The following is a 23,756-nucleotide window of genomic DNA, read 5'->3' on the forward strand; positions in this document are numbered from 1 at the left end:
ATGGCAAAAGATAAAACAACCGAAGCGGCCTCAGAGGCCGCTGACCTGGTCAGCGTGGTTGTTCTCAAGGGAAAACATCTGCGGCATGACGGCGAGGATTACGCTCAGAATACGCGTGTCCAGTTATCCGAAGCGGATTCAAAGCGCCTCATTGCGCTGGGTTTCGTGAAGTCTCTGTCTGATTTGCAGCAGGAGCTGGAAGGCGCCGGCCCGCAGGAAGTTTCTGTGACCCAGGCAGACAGTCAAACCAGCATTACCACCTCAGACCCGGCAAGCCCGCCACCTGAGAACGGAGCTGACTGATGGGCATCAACTGGGATCAGCATCTGCTCAGGCCGTTACAGGGGGTATTTGGTGATCCGGTTGATTTCCGTCCCGCGGTTGGTGCGGCTTATACCATCAGCGGGATTTTCGACCGCGCCTATACGCAGGAGGTTGAACCTCTGGATGACGGTAGCACGATAAACACGACGTCCCCCGTCCTGGGTGTGCTGGACAGTGAGTTCAGGGTTCCACCGAAGAAGGGGGACCGGGTGTTTATCGGCACGGTCGGCGGCGAGACGGTGAACACGTTGTTCACCATCGCCGATATCCAGCCGGACAGCCACGGCGGCTCAAAGCTTATTCTTAACAGGGTGAAGGTATGAATGCAGCAGCTTTGCGGGGGCTCGTTATCAGCGCGCTTGCGGGAAAGACAGATGCTCTTGAACGGGTCTATTCCCCGCGCGACTGGCCCACGTCTGAGGATATGTATCCCGCTATTCTCGTGCAAACCCCCTTCGATGTGAAAAACTCCCTCGGGCGTAACGCACCGCAGTTTACGACCGTGACCACCGTCCGGATTACCGGCCGCCTGCAGGAACTCGATGACCTTGATCAGGACAACGGGGCGGTAAAAGCGGAAGAGGCGCTGGAGCAGTTGCGCGAACAAATCGAGCGGGCTGTGATCAACAGTTATGACCTGACCCGACAGATTCAGCAGTTTTTGCAGCTGCGCTCCACGATTGATATCAGCGCGGCTGGCGAAGGGCATACCGCTCAGTTACTGATGGATCTGGATATCGAGTATTACCAGGGGCCGGAAGAATTTTACCCCATCGAAGCGGATCCGCTTCAGGGGATCGATGTCACCCTTATCGAGCCTGACGGCACGCCGGAAGTCGGCGTCACCATCGACCTGCCTCAATAACATTCTGGAGTATCCCATGTTTGTAAAACCCGCAGCCGGGCGCACAGTGCGTGACCCGGTTAAAGGCACCTTTTTGCCCGAAGAAGGGGCAGAGGTCGCTGAAAGTATGTTCTGGAACCGCCGGCTCCGCGACGGGGATGTGATCACCGTTGACACCTACGCGCCGGCAGCGAAATCGCCGGCGTCCGCAAAGGGCGCAGACGCGACGGCCACCACTGATAAATCAGCCGCTTCAACGGACACCGGGAGTGCGAGCTAATGAACTTTCAAAATATCCCCAGCAATCTGCGGACACCGCTTTTCTATGCAGAGTTTGACAACTCGCAGGCGAATACCGCAACGGCTACTCAGCGCACGCTGATCATCGGTCAGATGCTGACGAACGCCGCGGTAAACCCCAATATCCCGGTTATTGAATCGTCAGCATCGAACACTGCCGGTATTTATGGTGCCGGTTCGATGTTGCATAACCAGATGGCGGCGTATCTGGCAAACGACATTGCCGGTGAAATTTATCTGCTGCCGCTGGTTGATGGAACATCGATGGTGGCGGCGACCGGCACCATTACGCTGACCACGGCGCCGAGTGAAACCGGTGTAATTTCACTGTATGTCGCGGGTCAGCGCGTGCAGACAACTGTGTTGAGCACCGACACAGTGACTTCAATGGCAACAGCCCTGACGGCGGCAATCAATGCCACCATTGCGTTGCCGGTAACGGCTGCATCGGCTGCCGGCGTCATTACGCTGACGGCAAAAAACAAAGGCACGCACGGCAACAGCATCGATTTGCGGCTGAATTATCTGGGCAGCGCGGGCGGGGAAGCCACGCCTGATGGCCTGGGTATTACGCTTACCGCCCTCACCAGCGGGGCTGGCGCACCGGACATGACGACGGCGCTGGCAAACCTCGGCGACCGGACCTTTGATTTTATTGTAACTCCTTATACCGACACGACTTCTCTCGATGCGCTGAAGAATTTTCTGTCGGACAGCACCGGCCGCTGGAGCTACGCTTCACAGCTTTACGGCCACGTCTTTGGGGCCGTGTCTGGCACCTATGGACAACTGACCACGCTCGGCGAAGCCCGCAACGATCAGCATGCCACTTTACTGGGGGTATATGACTCACCAACGCCGGCTTATGTCTGGGCCGCGGCTGCAACGGGCGCGGTCGCGGGGAGTCTGCGCAACGATCCGGGGCGTCCTCTGCAAACGCTCACGATTGCCGGCGTGCTGGCACCGCCACTGGCTTCACGTTTCGAGCTGACCGAGCGCAACAACCTGCTTTACAGCGGCATTTCGACCTTCACGGTGGCTGATGACAGCACGGTGCAGGTGGAAAACCTGATCACCACGTATCAGACCAATAAATTCGGGGATGCGGACGATAGCTATCTGCAGGTGGAAACGTTGTTCCTGCTGATGTTCGTTACCCGCTTTATCCGCACGCAGATCACGTCGAAATTTGCGCGCATGAAGCTGGCCGCTGACGGCACCCGCTTTGCGCCGGGATCTGCGATTGTGACGCCGAATATTATCCGGGCTGAGCTGATCGCCCAGTACACACAGCTGGAATACAACGGCTATGTGCAGGATTCCAAAGCCTTCGCCGCCGGTCTGATTGTGACGAAAAGCACGACCAACCCGAACCGCGTAGACGTGTTATGGGACGGCGTGCTGATCAACCAGCTGCGCGTATTTGCACTTCTTAACCAGTTCCGCCTGCAAGCCGCGGCGTAAGGAATAACAATGGGTGATACCTCCAACCGCCTGGCAGGCACCGCGTCGGTGACGACCAATGGCGTCACAATCATGGTCGCCGGGCAGTTCAAATACAGTCCTTCAACCGTAAAACGTGAAACCCTGACCGGGATGGATCGCGTTCATGGCTATAAAGAAAAGCCTTCCGCGCCGTATATCTCCTGTCAGGTTCGCGACAGCGGTGGTACCACGGTGGCGGACTTTAACGACATGACCGATGTCACCGTGGTGGCTGAACTCGCCAACGGCAAAACGATTATCGGCACCGGGATGTGGACGGTCGAATCGCAGGAAGTGGACAGTGAAGACGCCGTGTTCGATGTCCGCTGGGAAAGCTTCTCAGTCGTGGAGAGCTGATCGTGGAAGAGCAGGAAAAAAGTATCGTTATTCCTCTGGATAAACCGCTGGCGGATGCCGGCGGTAAACTGGTCTGGGAAAGAATTACACTGCATGAACCTGCGCTCATCGAAGTGAATCAGTTCTTTGATAAGCAGAAGGCGGATGGCGCGCTGGCCGCGATGGGGCTCCTTATCTCGCTTCTATCGGGGATCCCGCCGCAGGTTGTCAGGCGCATGCCGTTTACCACTTTCAAACAGTGTGAGTTATTTCTTCTCACCTTCTTAAATTACCTCCCCGAACCCGTCACGACGGTTGAAAGCAGCACGGTGATCGTGTTGCCAAAAGTCCTTCAGGATGGCAAAGGGGAGCAAAACTGGGCAGGTATAGATCTTGGTGAACCCTGTCTTGAACAGGTGGACCAGTTTTATAAAACCCAGACAGTGAAAGGCGGTCTGGCGGCGATGTCCGCGCTTATCGCTGAAATCTCCGGCATTCCGGCGCAGGTCATTAACCGTCTGCCGTTTACGGACTACAAACGCTGCGAGGGTTACATGCTGGGTTTTTTAAACTTCTCCCCGACGGCGGGAGGTGGCGTGAACGTATCGCCGATGTAACGTATTACTACGGCTGGGGGCCAGATCAGGGCTGGGGAATGACGTGGTCGAAGCTCAACTGGTGGCGGGATCAGGCATTGCGCATCAATAAGGTAAAGGAACGCGATTAATGGCTAATGTGTTTGATTTCCAGCTGAAAGCGGACGATCAGGTTTCTCAGTCTATTCAGAACATCGATGATGCGGTGAAGAAACTGACGCCCCAGCTCAATGATGCGCAAAAAGTTGTGCAGCTCGGCGGTCGCCGTTCCGCAGAAGGCCTTGATGAAGTCAGTAGCCGCCTGAATAAACTGGCAAAAAATGCCCGGGATGGTGTGCAGTTTGTCGGGGACCTTGTACCGCCGCTGAAAATGGTGGGCGGCCTGACTTTAGGGCTGGGCGGACTGGCCACGGTCATAAACGGCGTCAAAACGGGGATCAAAGAGTATGCCGATTCTGGATATAAAATTGATACGACCGCCAAAAACATCAGCGCAACGACTCGGGCCTATCAGGAACTGACCGGTGCCATGATTGAAAACGGGGCAACGCGGGATTCTGCGGAGAGCTCTGTTACCGGTCTTTACCAGCGTGCTAACGATGCGCTTAACGGTCGGGATGATCCTTTTAACGCCCTTCTGGCACAAATGGGCGTCAAGATCAGCAAAACCAAGGAGGGTATGGCCGACGTCGTAAAACTGATGGATGACCTGAATAAGGCCATGCTTCAGCAATCCCCCGCCCGGCAGTCCGTGATTGCGCAGGTGGGGCAGTTCTCGCCCGAACTTCTGAACTATCTGCGGCAAAGCACCGAACAGGTCCAGCGCCTTAAAGATCAGGCGCAACGTGACGGTCTGATTTTTTCTGATAAAGATGTGCAGAATGCCCTGGCGTTCCGCAACCAGGTCAATCAGATTTCAGCGTCGTGGGACGGCATGCTGATGAAGGGGCAGGCGTGGCTGGGGCAAGCCCCGATAGTTCAGAAAAGTTTTGATGATGCTTCCCAGATCATGCAGCACGGGTTCGATGCCGCAACGGTCGGTTCCCTGATGACGTGGAACAGCGGGGGAAAGCAGGCCGACCGCCTGCGGGATGCTCAAAAAAATGACGCGTTTAAAAAAACGCTGTCGTGGGATGAAAAACTGGATCTCCGTTTAGGCTATGCCTCCGGCGATCTGGTCAAAAAGCTGAACAGTTTTTATGGCCCGACGGATAAGGCCCGTCAGTTACAAAAGGATGTGCAAGGGCTGTATGTGCAGGGTCCGTCTTCTGTTGAACCCCCATTATCGTTCAATCAGCCGGGAAACGGGAATGCACGGGGTATCCGGAACAATAATCCTGGGAACTTGCGCGCGGCGCCCAATGCAGTGGGCAACGACGGCAGTTTCCCTATTTTTAGCAGCGCAAATGACGGGCTTGCTGCTATGAGCAGGCAGCTGCAACTTTACGGGGGCAGGGGAAATAACACGCCTTACGGCATTATTCACACGTATGCCCCGAGTAGCGAAAATAACACGCAGGCGTATATCAATGCGGTGACGAAAGATACCGGCTTTGGAACACACGATAAACTGAATATGAGTGACCCCGCGGTGCTTAAACGCCTGATGACTGCCATGATCCGCCATGAAAATGGCAGCCAACCCTACAGCGAGGCTGATATTGATAGCGGCATTAATACCTCGATGACTGATCCGCGCTGGATGGTGCCGCAAAGCGTCTTACAAAGTGCTGGAATTAATCAATCAGGCAAGGGGGCTGAGCCCAATATCAACGCACCTTCATCTGCCAGCGCAGGCGCGTCCGGCGGCGGTATCGATGTCAAACAAGTTGCTGACGTATTATCTAAGGTGCTGAAAGACAATAAGAACGAAATTGAGTTGACGCTGATTAATGGACGAACTGGCGAACGTAAAAAAATCTCAGGTGCCGGCGGCAAAGTGACCACGGCAATGCCCATGCCCTGATATATCAACCTGACCCGCTTCGGCGGGTTTTCTCTTTCTGGAGGACAGGATGCCACTGTTACAAAACGCGCTGTCTTCGCTGTTAGGATTTTCGGGCGACAGCTGGAACTGGCAGGATCATATTCATCCGGCGTCATTTCGCGGCGTGCCCTTTGCAATTATTGATGCGGATGGCAATTTTGGCCGCCGGCAGGCCGTCCATGAATACCCCTATCGCGATACAGTCTGGGTCGAAGATTTGGGGCGTTCTACCCGCCGTCTGACCTTAAACGGATTCATTATCCAGTCCAGCCCGGTCTACAACGCTGCGGATGTCATGACTCAGCGGGATAATCTTATCGCCGCCTGTGAAAGCGCGGGCGCTGGCACGCTGGTGCATCCTACGCTGGGCGAGTTGACGGTCAGTATCCCTGACGGCGGGCTGAAACTGCGGGAAAGCAAAGATTCAGAACGCGTCTTTGAATTCTCTCTCACTGTCATTGAGTCCGGTCTTCGGGTTTTTGCTGTGACCGGCGCGGTCTCAGCTGCTTCAACGGTTCAGACGTCCTGGCTGGCGCTGGCGGCGAAAACGGCAGCCACGTTTATTGCTGAAGTCAATTCCGATTTACGCACGGTGACGCAGGCAATAAAAACGCTTAAAAGCACGGTTTCATTCTGGACCAGTATGGTGACCTGCACGGCAAATGAGGCGACAAATCTCAGTAATACGCTGAAATCCACGTTCGGCAGCACCCGTTACGGGCGTTACAACACTGGCGATGTTGGCGGAAATACCTCGGGCGCGACAAATACCACGACGACGACGGCAGACACGAATAATTACGACCTTCTGGTTTCACAAAAAATGGCGGCATCAGTCGAAAACCGGGCAGAAGTTCAGGATGTAACAGCCAGCCTACTGGCATCAGTCAGCGTCGCGGCATATGCCAGTGGCGCGCAGGATGTGATCAATGCATTACTGTCGAGTGAGGCCAAAGGATTGGATCTGGTTCGCCTGTTTGAAACGTTGGCGGCGTTCACGGATACCACTTACCGGCCGGACAGCAGCGACAGCAGCATTGCTTCGGCGGCACAAATTTACCTTATCACGCTAAGTGCTGGCGCAATGGCCTATGCGGCTTCTCTTTACGAGCCCGTAAGCTATGACGATGCTGCTGAACTTCTTCAGCGCGTGGTCAGCGTCATCGATACAGTGTCTCTGGCGGCGGCTGATGCCGGTTATGACGATGTTTTCAGTGAGATGTCCGATCTTAAAACAAAGGTCAAAACGACGTTTCAGGAGAAAGGGGCGCAGCTGGCGAACGTGTCCACCGTGACGTTCAGCGCAGCGCTTCCTGCGCTTAACCTGGCAAACAGGTTGTATCAGGATGCGAGCCGAACCGAAGGACTGGTAAAAATGGCCGATCCAGTTCATCCGGCATTTATGCCGCTTTCTTTCAGGGCGCTTTCTTCATGAACGATGAAATGACGTTAACCGTTGGTGGCAAGGTGCTTTCCGGCTGGGACTCTGTCCGCGTAACCCGAAGCATCGACCACCTTCCCAGCGATTTTGACCTTTCGCTGATGGATGAATTTCCCGGCAGTGATGGTCAGCAACTGGTCAAAGAAGGCGATGCCTGTGTGGTAAAACTCGGGAGCGATACGGTCATTACCGGCTACATCGACCGGTGGGCGCCGATGATTTCCGCCTCGAGGCACGAAGTCCGGGCAACGGGGCGCAGCAAGTGCGAAGACCTGGTGGACTGCTCCGCCAAATGGGATAACAACGTGATCACTGGCGCTACCCCGTTGCAGATTGCGCAGCGTCTGGCTGCACCCTATGGGATCACCGTGTCGAGCGACGTGACTGATATGCAAAATGTCCCTCAGTTCACGCTGAACTGGGGAGAAAGCTCGCAGGAAATCATTGACCGTATCACGCGTTGGGCGGCGCTTCTCTACTATGACCTGCCGGACGGCAGTCTCTACCTGACCCGCGTCGGTACCCGAAAAGCTGCCAGCGGCGTTGCACAGGGTATCAACATTGAAGCGGCGGCCTACGAGACCTCGATGGACGAGCGGTTTTCGGAATACACCGGTGTCTCAATGACGGTTAACCCGTTGGTCGATGACAGCGGTTATGGTGCAGTGACTAAAGCCACTGCGAATGATCCGGACGTTGCCAAAATGCGATACAGGAACCGGATCATCATTGTCGAAAGCACTATGAACACCACCGAGCTGGCGCAGCAGGCGATTGACTGGGAAATGAACCGGCGTTATGGCCGCTCTAAGGTTCTGCAGGTCACCATTGATAACTGGCGCGACAGCGCAGGCAAGCTGTGGGAGCCCAACACCCTGATCCCCGTTAATATCCCCAAGATGGGCATCAATGACGTGCTGTGGCTGCTGGCGGAAGTCACTTTTATCAAAGATGACCAGGGCACGGTGGCGCAGATGGTACTGATGCCGCCGGCGGCATTCTCGGTTCAGCCATATCGTTTCTACAACGTCATTCAGGAGCTGAACAGATGACGATGCTCAACACGCTTTACCGCCGGGCGATGATGATGCTCGGCGTGGGCAGCGTATCGCTGACGAATGATGATGGTGGGATCCAGAAAGTGCAGTATCAGACGCCGCTGGAAGTGCGCAGCGATACGCCGCGCCTGATGGAGTTCGGTTTCTCCTCTTCATTGCCGGATGGTGCCGATGTGCTGATCGCCTACCTTTCGGGCGACCGGTCGAACGCGGTGGTGATTGCCTCCGGTCATAAAGGCAGCCGCAAAACCGGCCTGAGTCCGGGTGAAACCATCATTTATGACCAGTGGGGGCAGCACATCAAACTCACTGAAGCGGGAATAGAAATTGATGCAAACGGTCAGTCCGTCAAAGTCATTAATTCAACCACCGTCACCATCGTTGCTTCAGAAGAGATTTTTGCAGATACCCCTGTTTTGAAGTGTTCCGGCGATATCATTGATAACGCGGGGAGTAACTCGACCACCCTAAAAGACTTGCGCGATACCTACAACAATCACGATCACATGGTGAAAAACGTGCAGAGCGGCAGCTCATCACCAACCAGTGAAAAACCGGGAGAGCAGGTTCAATGACGGACATCACAACACTCTGGAATGCTGAACAATCCATCGGCGACTGGGCTGAGGCATCCGGAGACCTGCAGTCGGGCGACGACCTCGAGACGGCCATTCTAATCAGCCTCTTTACTGACCGGCTGGCGCGGGAAGATGACGAATACGATGGCGATAACCGCCGCGGGTGGTGGGGCGATCAGGATCAGGATTATCCCATTGGGTCACGCCTCTGGTTGTTGCGCCGTCAGAAACTGACGCTGGTTGTTGCAAACAAAGCGCAGGATTTTGCCGCCGAGGCGCTGAAGTGGCTTACCGATGACGGTGTGGTCTCCAGTATTTCTCCCGTCACACAAATCGTGTATCCGAACCGCCTTAACCTTTTTATCACCTACCAAAAGCCAGGACAGGACGCGGTGTCAAAGCGTTATTTCTGGGTCTGGGAGTCTTAACCGATGCCATACAACCGGCCAACGCTCACCGAGCTGCGCGCGCGAAATCTCGCCGCGATTGAATCAGAATTAAAAGGGACAGGCACGCCGTTACGGTTTTCTAATCTGAACATTATCGGAACGGCAGATGCGGGGCTGGCTTATCTCCATTATGGCTATCTTGACTGGATAGCGAAGCAGTCAGTGCCATGGAGTGCGACGGATGAGAATCTGGCGGGATGGGCTGCGTTAAAAAGTGTGACGCAAAAAGCAGCCAACGTCGGGACAAATAACGCTACCATTTTCACCGGCTCAACAGGGGCAACTCTTCCGGCGGGGACGGTATTAAACCGGGGGGATGGTTACCAGTATACGACAGATGCGGAGATCGCTATCGGACCGGCGGGCACAGCAACTGGCGCAATCACCGCGGTGCTTCCTGATCCTAATGACGACCCGACGGGCGGCGGCGATGCTGGGAATACCCCGGCAGGCACCCAACTGACGCTGGATGTCAGTATTTCAGGTGTTGATTCGACGGCGACCATCAGTACCGCCATTACTGACGGCGCAGATATCGAAACTGAAGATGCTTTCCGGTCGCGTACACTGCTGGCCTATCAGAATACGCCTCAGGGCGGAAACGATGATGATTACGAATCCTGGGCGCTTGCCGTATCGGGCGTAACGCGGGCATGGACCGTGCGCCGGTTGATGGGGGCCGGCACAGTGGGTGTGTACATCATGATTGACGGGACTGATACGTCAAACAATGGCTTTCCCGCAGGCAGTGACGGTATTTCTTCGCTTGACAGCTGGTCAGGAACGAAGGCAACCGGAGATCAGAAAAGAGTGGCTGATTATATCTACCCTATTCAGCCAGTCACCGCACTGGTGTACGTCTGTTCGCCGATTAAAACGACCATTAATTTTACGATAAGTGGCCTGGCGTCGGCTGACAGCACTACAACGGCCGCAATTTCCGCAGCCATTGACGGGGTACTGTTCGAGTCTGGTAACCCGCAGGGGGCCACGATTTATCTTTCTGACTTGTTGGTTGCCATCAGTAATGTAAGCGGAACAGGTGGCTTCATTCTGACATCCCCATCGGCAAATATTACTACTTCAACGGGCCAGTTGCCCGTAAGAGGTACGGTGACCTACACATGAGCCGGTTTACTTTAGAAGACTACACGTCAGCGCTGCAAAACTTATTACCGACCGGTTTGGTGTGGACGCGCAAGGCTGATGGTGTCCAGAGCGCTGTTATGCGCGCGCTGGCTCAGTCATATCAACAAAGCGATCAAGCGGCGGAATCGTTGTTGACAGGCGCATTTCCAGCGACAACAACAATCATGTTGACCGACTGGGAAAAAACGTTAGGCCTGCCAGATGATTGCGCGATTGGTGAGATTGACAGCATTGCAATCCGACAAAAATCGATTGTTTCTAAGCTGTTCAGTACGGGAGGGCAATCAGCCGCCTATTTTATTGGTGTGGCCAAAGCGCTGGGATATACAATTTCGATTACTTTTTATCGTCAGGCAAGGGCTGGCATGTCTGTATGTGGCGATGCGCTGAATGGCGATGACTGGCCCTTTACCTGGCTGGTTACAGCCCCACAAACCACAATTACTTACGCACAGGCAGGTCAGTCTTACGCCGGTGATCCCTTACGGTCATGGGGAAATAAACGTCTTGAATGCCGGCTAACAAAACTGGCTCCATCACACACGATCGTTAAATTTGGTTATGCCAGCTAAATAACATTTTCCTGGCAAACTCTAAGCGCCTTCACTGGCGAGGGAATTTCTATGCAAAAAATTGGGAGTATTACGTCAACCGCAGATGTTAATGGTGAGTGGACGAATGGCAATGTGGCCGCTGGAACACCACCCACTATCCTTGATGCGGCATGGATGAATACGGTGCAGCGGGAATTAGCAAATGTTGTGACGGGGGCAGGCATGGCGCTTTCTCCTGCAAACGACGCACAGGTCCTGGCGGCATTAAAATCCTTTATCAGCCAGGGTACGGCTGGTTTAGTGGGGGACATGAGAAACGGGAAAATGTCGATACCAACCGCGTCTGCAACAGCAACGTTCACAGCAGACGAAATCATTATTGAGACAGCACTTGGTGGATTTCAATACCGGCTTTCTTCATTCAGCAAGACGATCAATCTTGCGACTACTGGTGCCGGAGGAATGGATACAGGAACAGTAACTAGTGGATATATTGCTATCTACGCCATTTATAACCCCACGACAGGGGCTTCTGCATTACTGGCCACACTAACCGGAACATCCGCAGGCTCAATTTATTCCGGTTCAAATATGCCATCCGGCTACACTGCATCGGCATTGGTCAGCACGTGGTTGGTTTCATCATCTCAGTTGACTGCGGGATATCAGATTGATAGAGATATATATACAACCAGTCTTTCGGCTATTTCAACTTCAGCCGCTACAACAACGCCCGCTGTAATTACTTTCGCCTCGGCTGCATTTCCTGTTAACGCCAAAACAATTTCAGGATATGGGACCGTGACTGCACAGGCAAATCAAACCGCCGAAATATGGATCCTAAGTCTTCCAGTTATCGGCCAAGGGGTTCGCTGTGCAACTAATGCTTCTGCCATCGCCGCTGGCGGTATCGGGCAAACGTTCCCACTTAGCAAAATTCCGATTACAAGCCCGCAAAAATTGTATTTGGAAGCTTTTGCAAGCACTTCGTCATCATTTCCATATGCTGTAAACATCACAGGATACTCAATCTAATGAGCACAACAATCTATGTGGTTTTAAATGAAGATCAGACCAAAATTGTTACCTATTTCGGACCATGGGACCCTGAAACACAGGATTTTGGAACAGTGATAACGGTGCAGTCATCAGACCAGATTTATCATGACTACTACACACTAATGACAAAATATAGAATGCAGTATGGAATGGTACAAGTTGACGAATAGCTACTTTTTAAAAGGATTGTAAAAAATGTTCATTTTAGGCAGCAATGAAATTTTAGCTCACCTTACATTTGATCTAAAAATTCTAAGGGTGTTTGTTTTAAGATATTAATTACATCGAATAAAAATGATTTTTCTTAGGTTGAATTTAATTGAGTAGAGGAGCTCATATTATGAGATCCTCTACTCAAGAGTCTATTTACTTGAGCGCTTAAGGGGGAGTGATAGGAATCCAGCAGTTAAAGACATAAAGAACATCATAAAGCCGGTCATCATAATCATTGTTGATAAGCTTATTTTTCTTAAAAGTATGCCATAAGTAATATCACCAAATGAGTTATTTGCCCAGAAATCTAAAGTGTCCATGCCGATGTAAACACCAACTATTATCAATATAATAGAAAGTATGCATCCTATCTCAAGCACTGCTTTCGATTGAACTGTATCCATTAATCCATGATTAGGTAACAAGCCTTCCCTAATGCCAAACATACGTATTAGTAACCCAAAGCAACATGAAATTAGCCCAATCATACCCCCAGTTTGCGCATATAGCATGGTATGTATGTCAAAGGTCACACCATTAAATGAAACTGGTCCAAACAGTAAAGAAAAATAACAAGCCATGCTTATAAAGAATAGGCTTAATCCAGGATAGATGAATAACCATCTCGGACTAAAAATCATCATAAATCTAAGGTGTCTCCAGCCGTCTTGCCATGGTCGAAGATGTGGTGGGCGAGAACGTCCATCTTTTGATAAGGTAGTGGGAACCTCACAAATTCGCATTCCCATCAAGTTTGCTTTAATTACCATTTCGGACGCAAACTCCATGCCAGTAGTTCTTAAATCCATTCCAAGAAACGCTTTTTTGCTAAAGCCTCGGAGTCCGCAGTGAAAATCTTTCGCGGGACAACGAAAAAGTACCCTACCAATCCATGATAGGATAGGATTTCCTATATACTTATTTTTCCACGGCATAGCACCTGGTTCGATTCCTCCCAGAAATCTGTTCCCCATCACGAGATCATATCCAGCATCAAGTTTTGCGATGAAATTATCCAATTGACTGAAATCATAGGAGTCATCAGAGTCTCCCATAATAATGTAATCTCCCTTTGCCTGCATTGAACCATAGTGCAGAGCTGCTCCGTACCCTTTTTCTGGTGCATCTACTACTCTTGCTCCCAAGGATTTAGCAATTTCTTGAGACCCATCGGTACTACCATTATCTGAAATTAATACCTCAGCATCAATCTTTGACGACTCAATCCATTTATTTGCCTTGTCAATACATTTTTTTAAAGTTTCTGCCTCATTTAGGCATGGCATTAAAATTGTTAGCTTTGTCATCTTACTTCCTTTTTAAAATAAATACTGACCCAAGAAATATAACAAAAGTTATTATCGGGTAACATGGGAGCAGATATATTTGCTCAACACCAGGAAATGACGTCACATCAATAAGAGCAAGAATTGCTAACCTAAATAGGCATAGCATAGTTGCTATTACCATTATTGAAAGTACATCAACATTAAACTCTAACTTTTTAACAAATGGCTTTATAATAAACAAAGTTAAGGTGGCAAATAATAGAATTAGGTTAACATACTTAATCACTTGGCTAATAGCACTTCTGATTTCTAGAGATAATGTGTTTTTGTTATCGTACTTTTCGACTTTGTCTATATAAAAAATCCCATTATTTAGAGTGTAGGGGCCTTCATTTACTATTTTTTCTAAACTTAAGCAATCTTTAAGGTTATTGCCTGCACAAAACTCAGTACTACCAATTTCGCCAGATGCAACAAAACGAGATTCTGTTTTTTCAGGCATAAAAAAATGGTTTGCAACATCTTTACTGTTTTTTCTAGTAAGGCTGAGGCAGCCTTTAGTTGTTTTCATGCATACCCATGCGTCAGGATTATATGTGTTGATATACCACCCTGAAATCAAGAACCGCTCAGTTTCATTTTTAGTCGGCGTTCGTTCAATTATATTTAGCTTTTCTTGAACTTCTTGCAAAGTTGTGAAGTAACTCTCTGTACTAAATCCAGAGGAAAAGCTCATGGTATCAAAAAGAAAGATCACCCTCATTCCTCTAATAAAAGCTGATGTGTATTTCTCAATGAAATTATCAGGTAGGGGAGGGAGATAGCTTATGATACTCGGCTTGCAACTTATTTTACCATTATCACATGCATTACTTATTTCCATATTAATTTTCTTATAAAATCCTTCAGCAGAATCAGGAGAGCTGTAAAATCCTTTGGATTCGGTCGCACTTCGCACTGCCCACATAAACCATCCACCCGCATAATCACCGCATACATCTTTATAGACATTACAACTGGCTGATTTCCATTGATTATCAGATTCAAGATATTCTTTTAATTTAGATAATTGAGGGCTTACTGAGTAAGCCAATTCTCTTTGTGATTCTGAAACAGGCACGTGGTCTGGTTTTTTTTCATTAACTCTAATGCTACTTAGTTTTGAAATTACGCCTTTGAAATTTTTATCTTTAAAATCAACAATTGAATACGTTCCATATGTTATCTTGTTTACAATAGAAACAGATAATGAAAGTAATGAGAAAATAAAAATCACTAGCATATAGTTAATAAAAAGGGATAACTTTCTTTTGCTTTTGTAAAAGCAAAATATTGGGATTAACAGTAGTGGGGCAATCCATATCCCCTCTTCACGCGTGTACCAAAACATAAATAGACTTGTCCCGCAAAGAAAAATCCAACCTAAATTTTTCTTAACTGTTGTGTCATTTATCTTTGATAAAGAAGTAGCGAAAAAAATGAATAAAGAAGTATATAAATAATCTCTTATTATACGATCTGCAGTCATAACTGGGTTTAATGTAAGTAATGCAAAAAGGATAACGTAGTATAACCAGAAACCATTAACCTTTTTTTTAACGGTTAATATTAATAGAAAGACAGAAATACAATACAAAGCCTGCTGAAAAATTTGCAAAGGTATATGTGTTATTGTAGTTAATGCCAAAAAAAATGAGTATACAGGGCCTTTGATTAGAGTTAAATTATTGTATTCACCTAGCCAATTACCATTTAGCAAATAATATGATTGACTAATAAAATGAGCATCATCGTAACTCGCTGAGTTAAATATACTAATTGGAGTATAATAAGAAACGTAGCAGGAAAATATCGCAAGCAGCACACAAAAAAACGATAGCTTCAGTTGGTCAACATTTTTCATTTTTCGTTAGAATCCTTAAAAACGAAGAAATTAGAATATAAAAAGCCTACGAATAAACTCATCCCAGAGAAGATGACCATTGTTATAAATGGCTGTAGAGAAATGTAATCAGCAGTCATGCCTGATATTAAACTTATAAATCCCATAAATGCTACGAAAAGTGTATACCTAACACCAGTTGCTTTTTTTTTAAAGGTGAATTTTGAATTTGCAAAGAAGCTAAATGTTACAGCAACAATAAAACCAATAAAATTAGATATGGCCTGCGAGGGATAAACCATATAAAAAATTAAAGCGAATATAGTCCAATGTATCAGCGTATTCACAATTCCAATGGAGAGATAACGACTGAATAATTTAATCATAATTTATGCCATTTAGTGTGTTCATTAACTGTCATAATGCATTAAAGAAATTACAATTAAAACGAATGAATCATGATGAAGTTCAAAAGCTTGCTGTTGAATAGCTTGAGTAATAACGCTGCGCTCAAATTGTGGATAATATATGTTCTTTTCTAAGCCTTAAGTTTTTAAGGCGATGATTATAATGTGTTTTTCCAAAAAAATCCAGCCTATATATCCACAAATTAAATAAAATACGTATTTTTATTTTAGTTGATTGATTTTTAATGAAAACTTTATGAATTCATCCATATCGAACATGTAGCGAGGCATAACTCCACCTCGATTTGTGTTGGTCGCTTTTGGTAATTTTATACCCATGATTTCACCTGTCCTTGTCAAGTAATGAAGAAGCTCTCCTGTGCTAACTCCTATCATTTCCGCTGCAACCTCTATACGTATGAGCATTGGCTAGACCTTGCACAACCTAAGAATAATGATTAGCAAGTATATACAACATAAACAACATATTAAATAAATTATCAGCATGCATTCGGAAGCAAGGAATTTATCCTGCTACGGGTTTGATGAAGCTGCTATATTTACCGACTTAGGACTTTGTTCTGCACGGACTTAGGAATCTGAACTTGAAATATGACTCAATTACAGACAGTTAAACTACTTCTATTGATGGTTAAAGCCATTAGAATTTAATACTACTTTTAGATCATGCGTGAAACTGTTTCTTTCACCTGGTTGCTACTGTATCGATAATCAGGAAACTTTCAGTTGTGAAGAAGATTGAAGCGTTTGAGTCAAATTGGAAAGGTACACACCAGCTAACCCCCCTTAAAAATTTCTTCCCTTGTTGATCAGCGGCATAAAAGATTTGTCGCTTAACTGACTTTCCTACCTGTGCAGTAAGTGATTATACTGTATGTATGGACAGTATTATTTGGAGGGGTTATGCCGCGCAGATACGAAATAGATGCTGCTTTTAAGCAGGCAATCAAGAAAAGCGAGAAAGGGCGCCGGACCGTCACGACTGAGGATTTTGTAGCGGAGCTGGCGAAGCTAAACTGGCGCTGGGATTTGCGCGAGGCGAACCACTGGATCGAAATCTACGTTAATACGTTTCACGACGTGTCGACCGAAGAGGGCGAGGCCAGAACGTTCGCTCTCTACAACCCTAACGGAGGTCGTTAACTATGGGATTCCCTTCACCTGCTGGCGACTACATTGAAAAAAGTGTGACGCCGAATGAAGCCTGTAAGTGGTTCAGCCGGCCTGGTCAATATCTGATGTGCGCTGGGGATACCAGCTGGCGCGCCGGTATCAAAAAAGATGCGATTCTGGTGGTAGACGCGGCGCGTAAACCGCAGGAAGGCAGTATCGTTATTGCGACTGTTTGTGGTGAGTTCTGCATGAAGCGCATGAGGCTTCACCCAACTCTGTCATTGCAGTCTCTGGACCAGCCAGATATGGAAACTCTAATTAAAGGCGGCGATCTGGAAGGAGAGGAAACGATAATTGTCGGTGTTGTCACCCACATCATCAATGATGCAACGACGGATGAATTCGATGACATCCCCTGCATCTAACTTTTCAACAGACGAAAAAAAACCTCCGTTGGTGACGGAGGTTCTCTCAACAGAAGGAGCCGCGTATCTTTTACGTATCCTTTTCTGTCCAGATGGTGTCAGTGCTCAGTCCTAACCTTACCCATAAATTACTGGTTTATATGAGTTTGTCCCTGCACTGTCCTATCTTAATTGGTGGAGCTGGGGGGATTTGAACCCCCCCGATAATTATGCTGCCTTGCCTCCGCTTAGAAATGAAAAACCTTCAGTAATCCCTTCTGCAAAACAAAAATTTTCCTGTGTGAATACATAGGAATGCGTGTCGGCGCATGCTCACCATTATTGTGAGTAATTGCGGATAAAAATCATAATAAACAATTGGTTAAACGCCCCTAAAATGCCTACCACTGGTACAGCCGCAGTCAGGCGCTGACCATCGGTAAGGCACTGGAAAAACTTAACTTCGCGTGGTTTGAAGAGCCGATGGAAGAAGAGAGCATGGCCTCCTACGCGTGGCTGGCGGAAAACCTGTCAATCGACGTGATCGGCCCGGAAAGCCTGGGCGGCAAACATCACAGCCGTGCGGACTGGGTGAAAGCGGGCGCGTGCGACATCCTGCGCGCCGGTGCAAACGGCGTGGGCGGCATTTCGCCGTGCATGAAAGTTGCCAGCCTGGCTGAAGCGTTCGGCATGGATTGCGAAGTTCACGGCAACGGCGCGGCCAGCCTGGCGGTGGTCGGTGCGATCCGCAACTGCCGCTGGTACGAACGCGGCCTGTTGCATCCGTTCCTTGAATATGACGAACCCGCCGCCTACCTGAACAGTATCGTTGACCCGATGGATGAACAGGGTTTTGTGCATCTTTCAAACCGTCCCGGCCTCGGAGAGGACATCAATTTTGAATACATAGAGACCCATACCGTCAGCCGCGACTGACCTGCGGGCAGAAAAAATAATAAACCTCTGACTCTACCCGGAAGGTACATCATGAACTCTGGCACACCCCTCAGGGCGTGGTTTTTCGCGCTTCTGTTGTCGGTGAGCTGCTGGCCGGCGCTGGCGAAAACGCCGCCCGACCAGCTGATCATCGGCATGAACATGAATAACCTGCTGACGCTCGATCCCGCAGCGATGACCGGCAACGACATTGTCGGCATCGTGGTGAATCTTTATGACCCGCTGATTGAGCTTGATCCGCAACAACTGACCCACGTGCGTCCGGCGCTGGCGACCTCGTGGGAGGTCAACGATGCCGGCAATCTGATTACGTTTCACCTGCGCGAAGGCGTGAAATTTCACTCGGGCAATCCGGTCACCGCGGACGATGTGGTGTGGTCGATGCGCCGTATTCTGCACCTGAATCTGGCGCAGGCGTCGGTGTGGAAGTCTTACGGATTCACCAAAAAGAACGTCGATGAAATGGTGCGCGCGCCGTCGCTTAATACCGTTGAAATCCGGCTGCCTAAACCGAACGACCCGAAACTGGTGATTTACTCGCTGGCCGCGCTCGGCAGCGTGGTGGCGCTCGACAGTAAAACCGTGCAGGCGCACGAAGTGAACGGCGACTGGGGCAACCGCTGGCTGACCACCAACGAAGCGGGTTCCGGCCCGTTCCGCCTCGACAGCTGGCAGGCGAAAGATGTGCTGAACATGAGTCGTAATCCGCAGTACTGGCGTGGCGAACCGCGGCTTTCCCGCGTGGTGTTCCGCCATTTTCAGGAATCCCAGACCCTGCGCCTGATGATTGAAAAAGGCGACCTGGATATTGCCAATAATATGGCGGTGTCCGACGTGACCGCGCTCAGCCATGATCCGGCGATGGTTGTAGATCAGGTGAAAAAGGGCACCATTTATTACGTGGCGATGAGCATGAAAGAGCCGCACTTCGCTAACCCGAAAGTGCGCGAAGCGGTGCGCTATCTGATTGATTATCAGGGCATCGGTAAAGCGCTCATGACCGGTTACGGTATTGTGCATCAGCGTCCGATTCAGGTCGGTATGCCCGCCACGCTGCCGGATCCTGGCTACACACTCGACATTCCGCGTGCCAGAGCCTTGCTGGCGGAAGCCGGATATCCGGACGGTTTTGACACCACGCTGCGGGTGCTGGCCGACCAGCCATTCCTTAATATCGCGATTGCCGTGCAGTCCACGCTGATGCAGGCGGGCATTCGCGCCAAAATCGTTACCGGCACCGGCAACCAGATCTACGGTGCGATGCGTGAACGTAAGTTCGCCATGCTGGTCGGACGCGGTGGCAGCGGCGTGGAACCGCATCCGCATTCCAGCCTGCGTTCGCTGGTCTATAACCCCGACAACAGCGATGCGGCGCGCCTCACCAATTTTCAGGGCTGGCGCACCGGTTTCTACGACAAACAGCTGAATACGGATATCGATCAGGCCCTGCTCGAACGCGACCCTGAAAAGCAAAAGCAGGATTACTTTGCGATTCAGGAACGCTACGACGCGCTGATCCCGGCGCTGGTGCCGGTTTCGCAAATGGTCGATTCCATCGTGGTGCGCACGGATGTGAAAAATTATCTGCCGCACCCGTCTGCAACCACTTTCCTGCGCGACGTCTACAAAGATGATGCCGCTGACGCTCAACCGGCGGGAGGTAAAGGGTTATGACTACGCAAACTCAGCCAACGCAAACTCATACTACGCAAAAACAGCCCACACAAACCCGGACCTGGCATTCCGGCATTCCCGCCGGACGTATCGGCAAACGGCTGATTCAGGTGGCGGTCACGCTGTTCGGCCTGCTGCTGCTGACGTTTTTCATTGGCCGCGTGATGCCGGTGGATCCGGTGCTGGCAATTGTCGGGCCGGACGCCGACCACAGCACTTATCTGCAGGTTTATCATCAGCTTGGTTTTGATAAACCGCTGTGGACGCAGTTTGGCATCTACCTTTCCGGGCTGGCGCACGGCGATTTAGGCAACGCGCTGCTGACCGGCAAACCGGTGACGCAGGACATTCTGCGCGTATTCCCGGCCACCATGGAACTGGCGACGCTGGCGATCATTCTCGGCGCGGGCGTCGGCATTCCGCTGGGCGTTCTGGCGGCGGCAAAACGCAACAGCATTGCCGATTATATGGTGCGCATCATCAGCCTGGCCGGGTATTCCACGCCGATATTTTGGGTCGGCATGATGGGATTACTGGTGTTTTACGCCTGGCTCGGTTGGGTCGGCGGTGCGGGGCGCGTGGATTTCAGCCTCGACGGGCAGGTTACGCGTCACAGCGGTTTTATGCTGATCGACGCGCTGATCGCCGGAAATGGGGACGTGTTCCGCAACGCGCTGAACCACCTGATCCTGCCGGCGTCGCTGCTCGGTTTTCACTCGCTGGCCTACATCAGCCGCATGACCCGCAGCTTTATGCTGGCGCAGCTCTCGCAGGAATTCATCATCACCGCCCGCGTCAAAGGGCTGAGCGAATGGGATGTGCTGTGGAACCACGCGTTCCGCAACATTCTGGTTCAGCTGCTGACCGTGGTCGCGCTGGCCTACGGCTCACTGCTGGAAGGCGCGGTGCTGATCGAAACCGTCTTCTCCTGGCCGGGCTTCGGTTCCTATCTCACCAGCAGCCTGATGCTCGGCGACATGAACGCCGTGATGGGCTGCGTGCTGGTGGTCGGTATGATTTTCGTGGTGCTGAACCTGCTCTCTGACCTGCTGTATCAGGTCTTTGACCCGAGGACAAAAGTATGACGATTTCCCTCGATTCTGTGGTGCTCAGCGCGGGCGACGAAAAACGCCAGCGTGTGAAACGGGCGTTTGGCCGCGTCGGGCATTTTCTCTGGCAGATGGCGTGCAATCCGCTGACCGCCATCGGTGGCGCGATTGTTCTGGTGTTAATGATTGTGGCGCTGTTCGCTCCGTGGATTGCGCCGTTCCATCCGCTGGTGCAGGACTTAAATAACGCGCTCAGCCCGCCGTCGGCGGCGCACTGGTTTGGTACCGACGAGTTTGGCCGCGATATCTTCAGCCGTCTGGTTTACGGTTCGCGGATCACGCTCTACATCGTGCTGCTGGTGTCTGTCACCGTCGGGCCGCTCGGGTTATTACTCGGCGTGACTGCCGGATATTTTGGCGGCAAAACGGACATGGTGCTGATGCGCGTCACCGATATTTTCATCTCCTTTCCGAGTCTGGTACTGGCGCTGGCCTTTGTCGCCGCGCTCGGGCCGGGGCTGGAGCATGTGGTGATCGCGATTACGCTCACCGCCTGGCCGCCGATTGCGCGTCTGGCGCGCGCCGAAACGCTCTCGCTGCGTCAGGCAGATTTTATCTCTGCGGTGCGTTTGCAGGGCGCGTCTCCGGTGCGGGTGTTGTGGCGTCACATTGTGCCGCTGTGCCTGCCGTCGGTGATCATCCGCATCACCATGAATATGGCCGGTATTATCCTGACCGCCGCCGGACTTGGCTTCCTCGGATTAGGCGCACAGCCGCCGGATCCGGAGTGGGGCGCGATGATTTCCAGTGGCCGTACTTACATGATGGAGTGCTGGTGGGTGGCGACGATCCCGGGTCTGGCGATCCTGATTAACAGCCTGGCGTTCAACTTCTTAGGAGATGGCCTACGTGACATCCTCGATCCCCGAAATGACTGACGTTCCGGCGTTACTTGACGTGCGCGACCTTAATGTCAGCTTTGTGAATGGTCGTCTGGTGACGCACGCGGTCCGCGGCGTTTCCTTCCAGCTCGGGCGCGAAAAACTGGCGATCGTCGGTGAATCCGGCTCCGGTAAATCCACCGTCGGACGCGCGTTGCTGCACCTTCATCCGTCGAAAGCGCAGATTACGGCCAGCAAAATGCAGTTCGCCGATGTGGATTTGCGCAACGCCACCGCGAAACAAATGCGGCAGGTGCGCGGGAAGCGCATCTCCATGATTATGCAGGATCCGAAATACTCGCTGAATCCGGTGCTGTGCGTCGGCGACCAGATTGCCGAAGCGTGGCGTTCGCACCATAAATGCTCACATAAAGACGCCAAAAGCAAAGTGCTGAACATGCTCGACGTGGTGCGGATCCGTGACCCGGAACGCGTGTATGGCCTGTATCCGCACGAGATTTCCGGCGGGCAGGGGCAGCGCATCATGATTGCGATGATGCTGATCACCGATCCCGAAATGGTGATTGCCGACGAACCGACCTCCGCGCTCGACGTTTCGGTGCGTTTACAGGTGCTGGCGCTGCTCGACGATCTGGTGAAAACGCGTGGTCTGGGGCTGATTTTTATCAGTCACGACATCAATCTGGTGCGCAGTTTCTGCGACCGCGTACTGGTGATGTACGCCGGACGCATTGTGGAATCCATCGCTGCCACCGATCTGGATAACGCGCAGCATCCGTACACGCGCGGTCTGCTGAATGCGCTGCCGGACATGGATAACCGCCGTTATCCGTTGCCGGTGATGCAGCGTCAGGCCAGCTGGCTGACCGATTAAGGAAACTGAAATGTCTCAAAAAACCATGATCGACGTCCGCAACCTGAACCTCACGTTTGGTGAAGGTGCGAAAACCACACAGGTGCTGACGGAGGTGAATATCGCCGTGCGTGAAGGGGAAATTTTCGGGCTGGTCGGCGAATCCGGCTCGGGAAAAACCACCGTTCTGAAATGCCTGGCGGGGCTGTTTACCCACTGGAAAGGGGAGCTGGAAATCGACGGGCAGCAACTCGAACACCGGATTGGCCGCGACCGTTGCCGTCTGGTGCAAATGGTGTTTCAGGATCCGTACGGTTCGCTGCATCCGCGGCATACCATCGGCGATATTCTGGAAGAGCCGCTGCAAATTCACCGCATCGATCAGCGCGATGCGCGCATCAACGCTATCCTGGAAAAAGTCGGGCTGAACCGCGCCTTCCGCAGCCGCTATCCGCATCAGCTTTCCGGCGGACAGCGCCAGCGCGTGGCGATTGCCCGCGCGCTGATCCTCAAACCGCGGGTGTTACTGCTCGACGAACCGACCTCGGCGCTGGATGTTTCCGTGCAGGCTGAAATCCTCAATTTGTTGTTCGATCTTCAAAAAGAAGAAGGGCTGACCTACCTGATGGTCACGCACGATCTCGGCGTTATCGCGCATCTCTGCCAGCGCGTGGCGGTGATGAAATACGGCAAAATCCTCGAAACGCTGGAAACCGATGCACTTCTGCGCGGCGATATTCAGGACGACTACACCCGCGTTCTGGTTGACGCCAGCCGCGATTACAGCCGCGAAATGGCGGCGAAAGTGATGTTGTGAAAAAGCACTGACTTT

25 protein-coding genes and 1 pseudogene are annotated in these 23,756 nt (G+C 51.1%); 23 read left to right on the forward strand and 3 right to left on the reverse strand.

Going from position 1 to position 23,756, the window contains the following annotated elements; translation table 11 throughout:
- From IV433_RS04355 to IV433_RS04425, 15 genes are all read left to right on the forward strand, one after another.
- Positions 1-303: a hypothetical protein gene (locus IV433_RS04355; protein WP_195813168.1), complete on the forward strand. Its 303-nt coding sequence runs from the start codon at positions 1-3 to the stop codon at positions 301-303.
- On the forward strand, positions 303-647 hold the full coding sequence (locus IV433_RS04360; protein WP_195813169.1) for a head-tail joining protein: 345 nt from the start codon (positions 303-305) through the stop codon (positions 645-647). The genes IV433_RS04355 and IV433_RS04360 overlap by 1 nt, the downstream gene beginning before the upstream one ends.
- The gene (locus tag IV433_RS04365) at positions 644-1,189 is read left to right on the forward strand and encodes an ATP-binding protein (protein WP_195813170.1); all 546 of its coding nucleotides are present in this window, start codon (positions 644-646) and stop codon (positions 1,187-1,189) included. The genes IV433_RS04360 and IV433_RS04365 overlap by 4 nt, the downstream gene beginning before the upstream one ends.
- A 16-nt stretch (positions 1,190-1,205) precedes the next feature.
- On the forward strand, positions 1,206-1,448 hold the full coding sequence (locus tag IV433_RS26375) for a DUF2635 domain-containing protein (RefSeq protein WP_195813171.1): 243 nt from the start codon (positions 1,206-1,208) through the stop codon (positions 1,446-1,448).
- Positions 1,448-2,932 carry a phage tail sheath subtilisin-like domain-containing protein gene (locus IV433_RS04375; protein ID WP_195813172.1) on the forward strand — a complete coding sequence of 495 codons (1,485 nt, stop codon included), beginning with the start codon at positions 1,448-1,450 and terminating at the stop codon, positions 2,930-2,932. The genes IV433_RS26375 and IV433_RS04375 overlap by 1 nt, the downstream gene beginning before the upstream one ends.
- 9 nt (positions 2,933-2,941) lie before the next feature.
- Positions 2,942-3,310 carry a phage tail tube protein gene (locus tag IV433_RS04380; protein ID WP_095921538.1) on the forward strand — a complete coding sequence of 123 codons (369 nt, stop codon included), beginning with the start codon at positions 2,942-2,944 and terminating at the stop codon, positions 3,308-3,310.
- Between the two features lie 2 nt (positions 3,311-3,312).
- Positions 3,313-3,906, forward strand: coding sequence for a phage tail assembly protein (locus IV433_RS04385; protein WP_195813173.1), 594 nt, complete (start codon positions 3,313-3,315; stop codon positions 3,904-3,906).
- A gap of 184 nt (positions 3,907-4,090) precedes the next feature.
- Complete coding sequence (locus IV433_RS04390; RefSeq protein ID WP_195813174.1) at positions 4,091-5,851, forward strand: hypothetical protein; 1,761 nt, start codon at positions 4,091-4,093, stop codon at positions 5,849-5,851.
- 49 nt (positions 5,852-5,900) lie between these two features.
- The gene (locus tag IV433_RS04395) at positions 5,901-7,307 is read left to right on the forward strand and encodes a DNA circularization protein (RefSeq protein WP_195813175.1); all 1,407 of its coding nucleotides are present in this window, start codon (positions 5,901-5,903) and stop codon (positions 7,305-7,307) included.
- Positions 7,304-8,365 (forward strand): phage baseplate assembly protein, encoded by a 1,062-nt coding sequence (locus tag IV433_RS04400; RefSeq protein WP_195813176.1) that lies wholly within the window; start codon positions 7,304-7,306, stop codon positions 8,363-8,365. Before IV433_RS04395 ends, IV433_RS04400 begins: the two co-directional genes overlap by 4 nt.
- A complete protein-coding gene (locus tag IV433_RS04405; protein ID WP_195813177.1) occupies positions 8,362-8,946 on the forward strand; it encodes a phage baseplate assembly protein domain-containing protein in 585 nt (194 codons plus the stop codon). Before IV433_RS04400 ends, IV433_RS04405 begins: the two co-directional genes overlap by 4 nt.
- Entirely contained in the window at positions 8,943-9,377 is a 435-nt protein-coding gene (locus tag IV433_RS04410) for a phage GP46 family protein (protein WP_195813178.1), read from the forward strand. Before IV433_RS04405 ends, IV433_RS04410 begins: the two co-directional genes overlap by 4 nt.
- A 3-nt stretch (positions 9,378-9,380) precedes the next feature.
- Complete coding sequence (locus IV433_RS04415) at positions 9,381-10,526, forward strand: baseplate J/gp47 family protein (RefSeq protein WP_195813179.1); 1,146 nt, start codon at positions 9,381-9,383, stop codon at positions 10,524-10,526.
- Positions 10,523-11,119: a YmfQ family protein gene (locus IV433_RS04420; protein WP_195813180.1), complete on the forward strand. Its 597-nt coding sequence runs from the start codon at positions 10,523-10,525 to the stop codon at positions 11,117-11,119. The genes IV433_RS04415 and IV433_RS04420 overlap by 4 nt, the downstream gene beginning before the upstream one ends.
- A 51-nt stretch (positions 11,120-11,170) precedes the next feature.
- On the forward strand, positions 11,171-12,136 hold the full coding sequence (locus IV433_RS04425; protein ID WP_195813181.1) for a hypothetical protein: 966 nt from the start codon (positions 11,171-11,173) through the stop codon (positions 12,134-12,136).
- A 386-nt stretch (positions 12,137-12,522) separates the two neighbouring features.
- On the opposite strand, the gene IV433_RS04430 is transcribed toward IV433_RS04425, so the two are convergent.
- From IV433_RS04430 to IV433_RS04440, 3 genes are read right to left on the reverse strand one after another with little or no spacing between them, the layout of a single operon-like run.
- Positions 12,523-13,680, reverse strand: a complete 1,158-nt coding sequence (locus tag IV433_RS04430; RefSeq protein WP_229893203.1) for a glycosyltransferase family 2 protein — start codon at positions 13,678-13,680, stop codon at positions 12,523-12,525.
- 1 nt (position 13,681) lies between these two features.
- Positions 13,682-15,565, reverse strand: coding sequence for a hypothetical protein (locus tag IV433_RS04435; protein WP_195813182.1), 1,884 nt, complete (start codon positions 15,563-15,565; stop codon positions 13,682-13,684).
- Positions 15,562-15,930: a GtrA family protein gene (locus IV433_RS04440; protein WP_195813183.1), complete on the reverse strand. Its 369-nt coding sequence runs from the start codon at positions 15,928-15,930 to the stop codon at positions 15,562-15,564. Before IV433_RS04440 ends, IV433_RS04435 begins: the two co-directional genes overlap by 4 nt.
- A 945-nt stretch (positions 15,931-16,875) precedes the next feature.
- On the opposite strand from IV433_RS04440, the gene IV433_RS04445 reads away from it, so the two are divergent.
- From IV433_RS04445 to IV433_RS04480, 8 genes and pseudogenes are all read left to right on the forward strand, one after another.
- Positions 16,876-17,115, forward strand: coding sequence for a DNA polymerase V (locus tag IV433_RS04445; RefSeq protein ID WP_195813184.1), 240 nt, complete (start codon positions 16,876-16,878; stop codon positions 17,113-17,115).
- Between the two features lie 2 nt (positions 17,116-17,117).
- Positions 17,118-17,510 carry a HumD family translesion DNA polymerase gene (locus IV433_RS04450; protein WP_195813185.1) on the forward strand — a complete coding sequence of 131 codons (393 nt, stop codon included), beginning with the start codon at positions 17,118-17,120 and terminating at the stop codon, positions 17,508-17,510.
- Between the two features lie 375 nt (positions 17,511-17,885).
- Positions 17,886-18,425: pseudogene (locus tag IV433_RS04455) on the forward strand (enolase C-terminal domain-like protein); the annotation flags it as partial.
- A gap of 156 nt (positions 18,426-18,581) precedes the next feature.
- Positions 18,582-20,120, forward strand: a complete 1,539-nt coding sequence (locus IV433_RS04460; protein WP_229893246.1) for an ABC transporter substrate-binding protein — start codon at positions 18,582-18,584, stop codon at positions 20,118-20,120.
- A complete protein-coding gene (locus IV433_RS04465; protein WP_229893204.1) occupies positions 20,117-21,205 on the forward strand; it encodes an ABC transporter permease in 1,089 nt (362 codons plus the stop codon). The genes IV433_RS04460 and IV433_RS04465 overlap by 4 nt, the downstream gene beginning before the upstream one ends.
- Positions 21,202-22,107, forward strand: coding sequence for an ABC transporter permease (locus IV433_RS04470; protein WP_101078017.1), 906 nt, complete (start codon positions 21,202-21,204; stop codon positions 22,105-22,107). The genes IV433_RS04465 and IV433_RS04470 overlap by 4 nt, the downstream gene beginning before the upstream one ends.
- Positions 22,079-22,945, forward strand: coding sequence for an ABC transporter ATP-binding protein (locus tag IV433_RS04475; RefSeq protein ID WP_195813187.1), 867 nt, complete (start codon positions 22,079-22,081; stop codon positions 22,943-22,945). Before IV433_RS04470 ends, IV433_RS04475 begins: the two co-directional genes overlap by 29 nt.
- Positions 22,946-22,970: 25 nt before the next feature.
- Positions 22,971-23,741: an ABC transporter ATP-binding protein gene (locus tag IV433_RS04480; RefSeq protein ID WP_195813512.1), complete on the forward strand. Its 771-nt coding sequence runs from the start codon at positions 22,971-22,973 to the stop codon at positions 23,739-23,741.
- Positions 23,742-23,756: the final 15 nt, after the last annotated feature.

Source organism: Rahnella laticis (genome assembly GCF_015644585.1).
In the GTDB taxonomy this organism is placed as follows: Bacteria; Pseudomonadota; Gammaproteobacteria; order Enterobacterales; family Enterobacteriaceae; genus Rahnella; species Rahnella laticis.

Coding starts and splice junctions, on each gene's coding strand:
- IV433_RS04355 (WP_195813168.1), top strand. CDS start 1: ATGGCAAAAGATAAAACAACCGAAGCGGCCTCAGAGGCCGCTGACCTG.
- IV433_RS04360 (WP_195813169.1), top strand. CDS start 303: ATGGGCATCAACTGGGATCAGCATCTGCTCAGGCCGTTACAGGGGGTA.
- IV433_RS04365 (WP_195813170.1), top strand. CDS start 644: ATGAATGCAGCAGCTTTGCGGGGGCTCGTTATCAGCGCGCTTGCGGGA.
- IV433_RS26375 (WP_195813171.1), top strand. CDS start 1,206: ATGTTTGTAAAACCCGCAGCCGGGCGCACAGTGCGTGACCCGGTTAAA.
- IV433_RS04375 (WP_195813172.1), top strand. CDS start 1,448: ATGAACTTTCAAAATATCCCCAGCAATCTGCGGACACCGCTTTTCTAT.
- IV433_RS04380 (WP_095921538.1), top strand. CDS start 2,942: ATGGGTGATACCTCCAACCGCCTGGCAGGCACCGCGTCGGTGACGACC.
- IV433_RS04395 (WP_195813175.1), top strand. CDS start 5,901: ATGCCACTGTTACAAAACGCGCTGTCTTCGCTGTTAGGATTTTCGGGC.
- IV433_RS04400 (WP_195813176.1), top strand. CDS start 7,304: ATGAACGATGAAATGACGTTAACCGTTGGTGGCAAGGTGCTTTCCGGC.
- IV433_RS04405 (WP_195813177.1), top strand. CDS start 8,362: ATGACGATGCTCAACACGCTTTACCGCCGGGCGATGATGATGCTCGGC.
- IV433_RS04410 (WP_195813178.1), top strand. CDS start 8,943: ATGACGGACATCACAACACTCTGGAATGCTGAACAATCCATCGGCGAC.
- IV433_RS04415 (WP_195813179.1), top strand. CDS start 9,381: ATGCCATACAACCGGCCAACGCTCACCGAGCTGCGCGCGCGAAATCTC.
- IV433_RS04420 (WP_195813180.1), top strand. CDS start 10,523: ATGAGCCGGTTTACTTTAGAAGACTACACGTCAGCGCTGCAAAACTTA.
- IV433_RS04425 (WP_195813181.1), top strand. CDS start 11,171: ATGCAAAAAATTGGGAGTATTACGTCAACCGCAGATGTTAATGGTGAG.
- IV433_RS04430 (WP_229893203.1), bottom strand. CDS start 13,680: ATGACAAAGCTAACAATTTTAATGCCATGCCTAAATGAGGCAGAAACT.
- IV433_RS04435 (WP_195813182.1), bottom strand. CDS start 15,565: ATGAAAAATGTTGACCAACTGAAGCTATCGTTTTTTTGTGTGCTGCTT.
- IV433_RS04440 (WP_195813183.1), bottom strand. CDS start 15,930: ATGATTAAATTATTCAGTCGTTATCTCTCCATTGGAATTGTGAATACG.
- IV433_RS04445 (WP_195813184.1), top strand. CDS start 16,876: ATGCCGCGCAGATACGAAATAGATGCTGCTTTTAAGCAGGCAATCAAG.
- IV433_RS04450 (WP_195813185.1), top strand. CDS start 17,118: ATGGGATTCCCTTCACCTGCTGGCGACTACATTGAAAAAAGTGTGACG.
- IV433_RS04460 (WP_229893246.1), top strand. CDS start 18,582: ATGAACATGAATAACCTGCTGACGCTCGATCCCGCAGCGATGACCGGC.
- IV433_RS04465 (WP_229893204.1), top strand. CDS start 20,117: ATGACTACGCAAACTCAGCCAACGCAAACTCATACTACGCAAAAACAG.
- IV433_RS04470 (WP_101078017.1), top strand. CDS start 21,202: ATGACGATTTCCCTCGATTCTGTGGTGCTCAGCGCGGGCGACGAAAAA.
- IV433_RS04480 (WP_195813512.1), top strand. CDS start 22,971: ATGATCGACGTCCGCAACCTGAACCTCACGTTTGGTGAAGGTGCGAAA.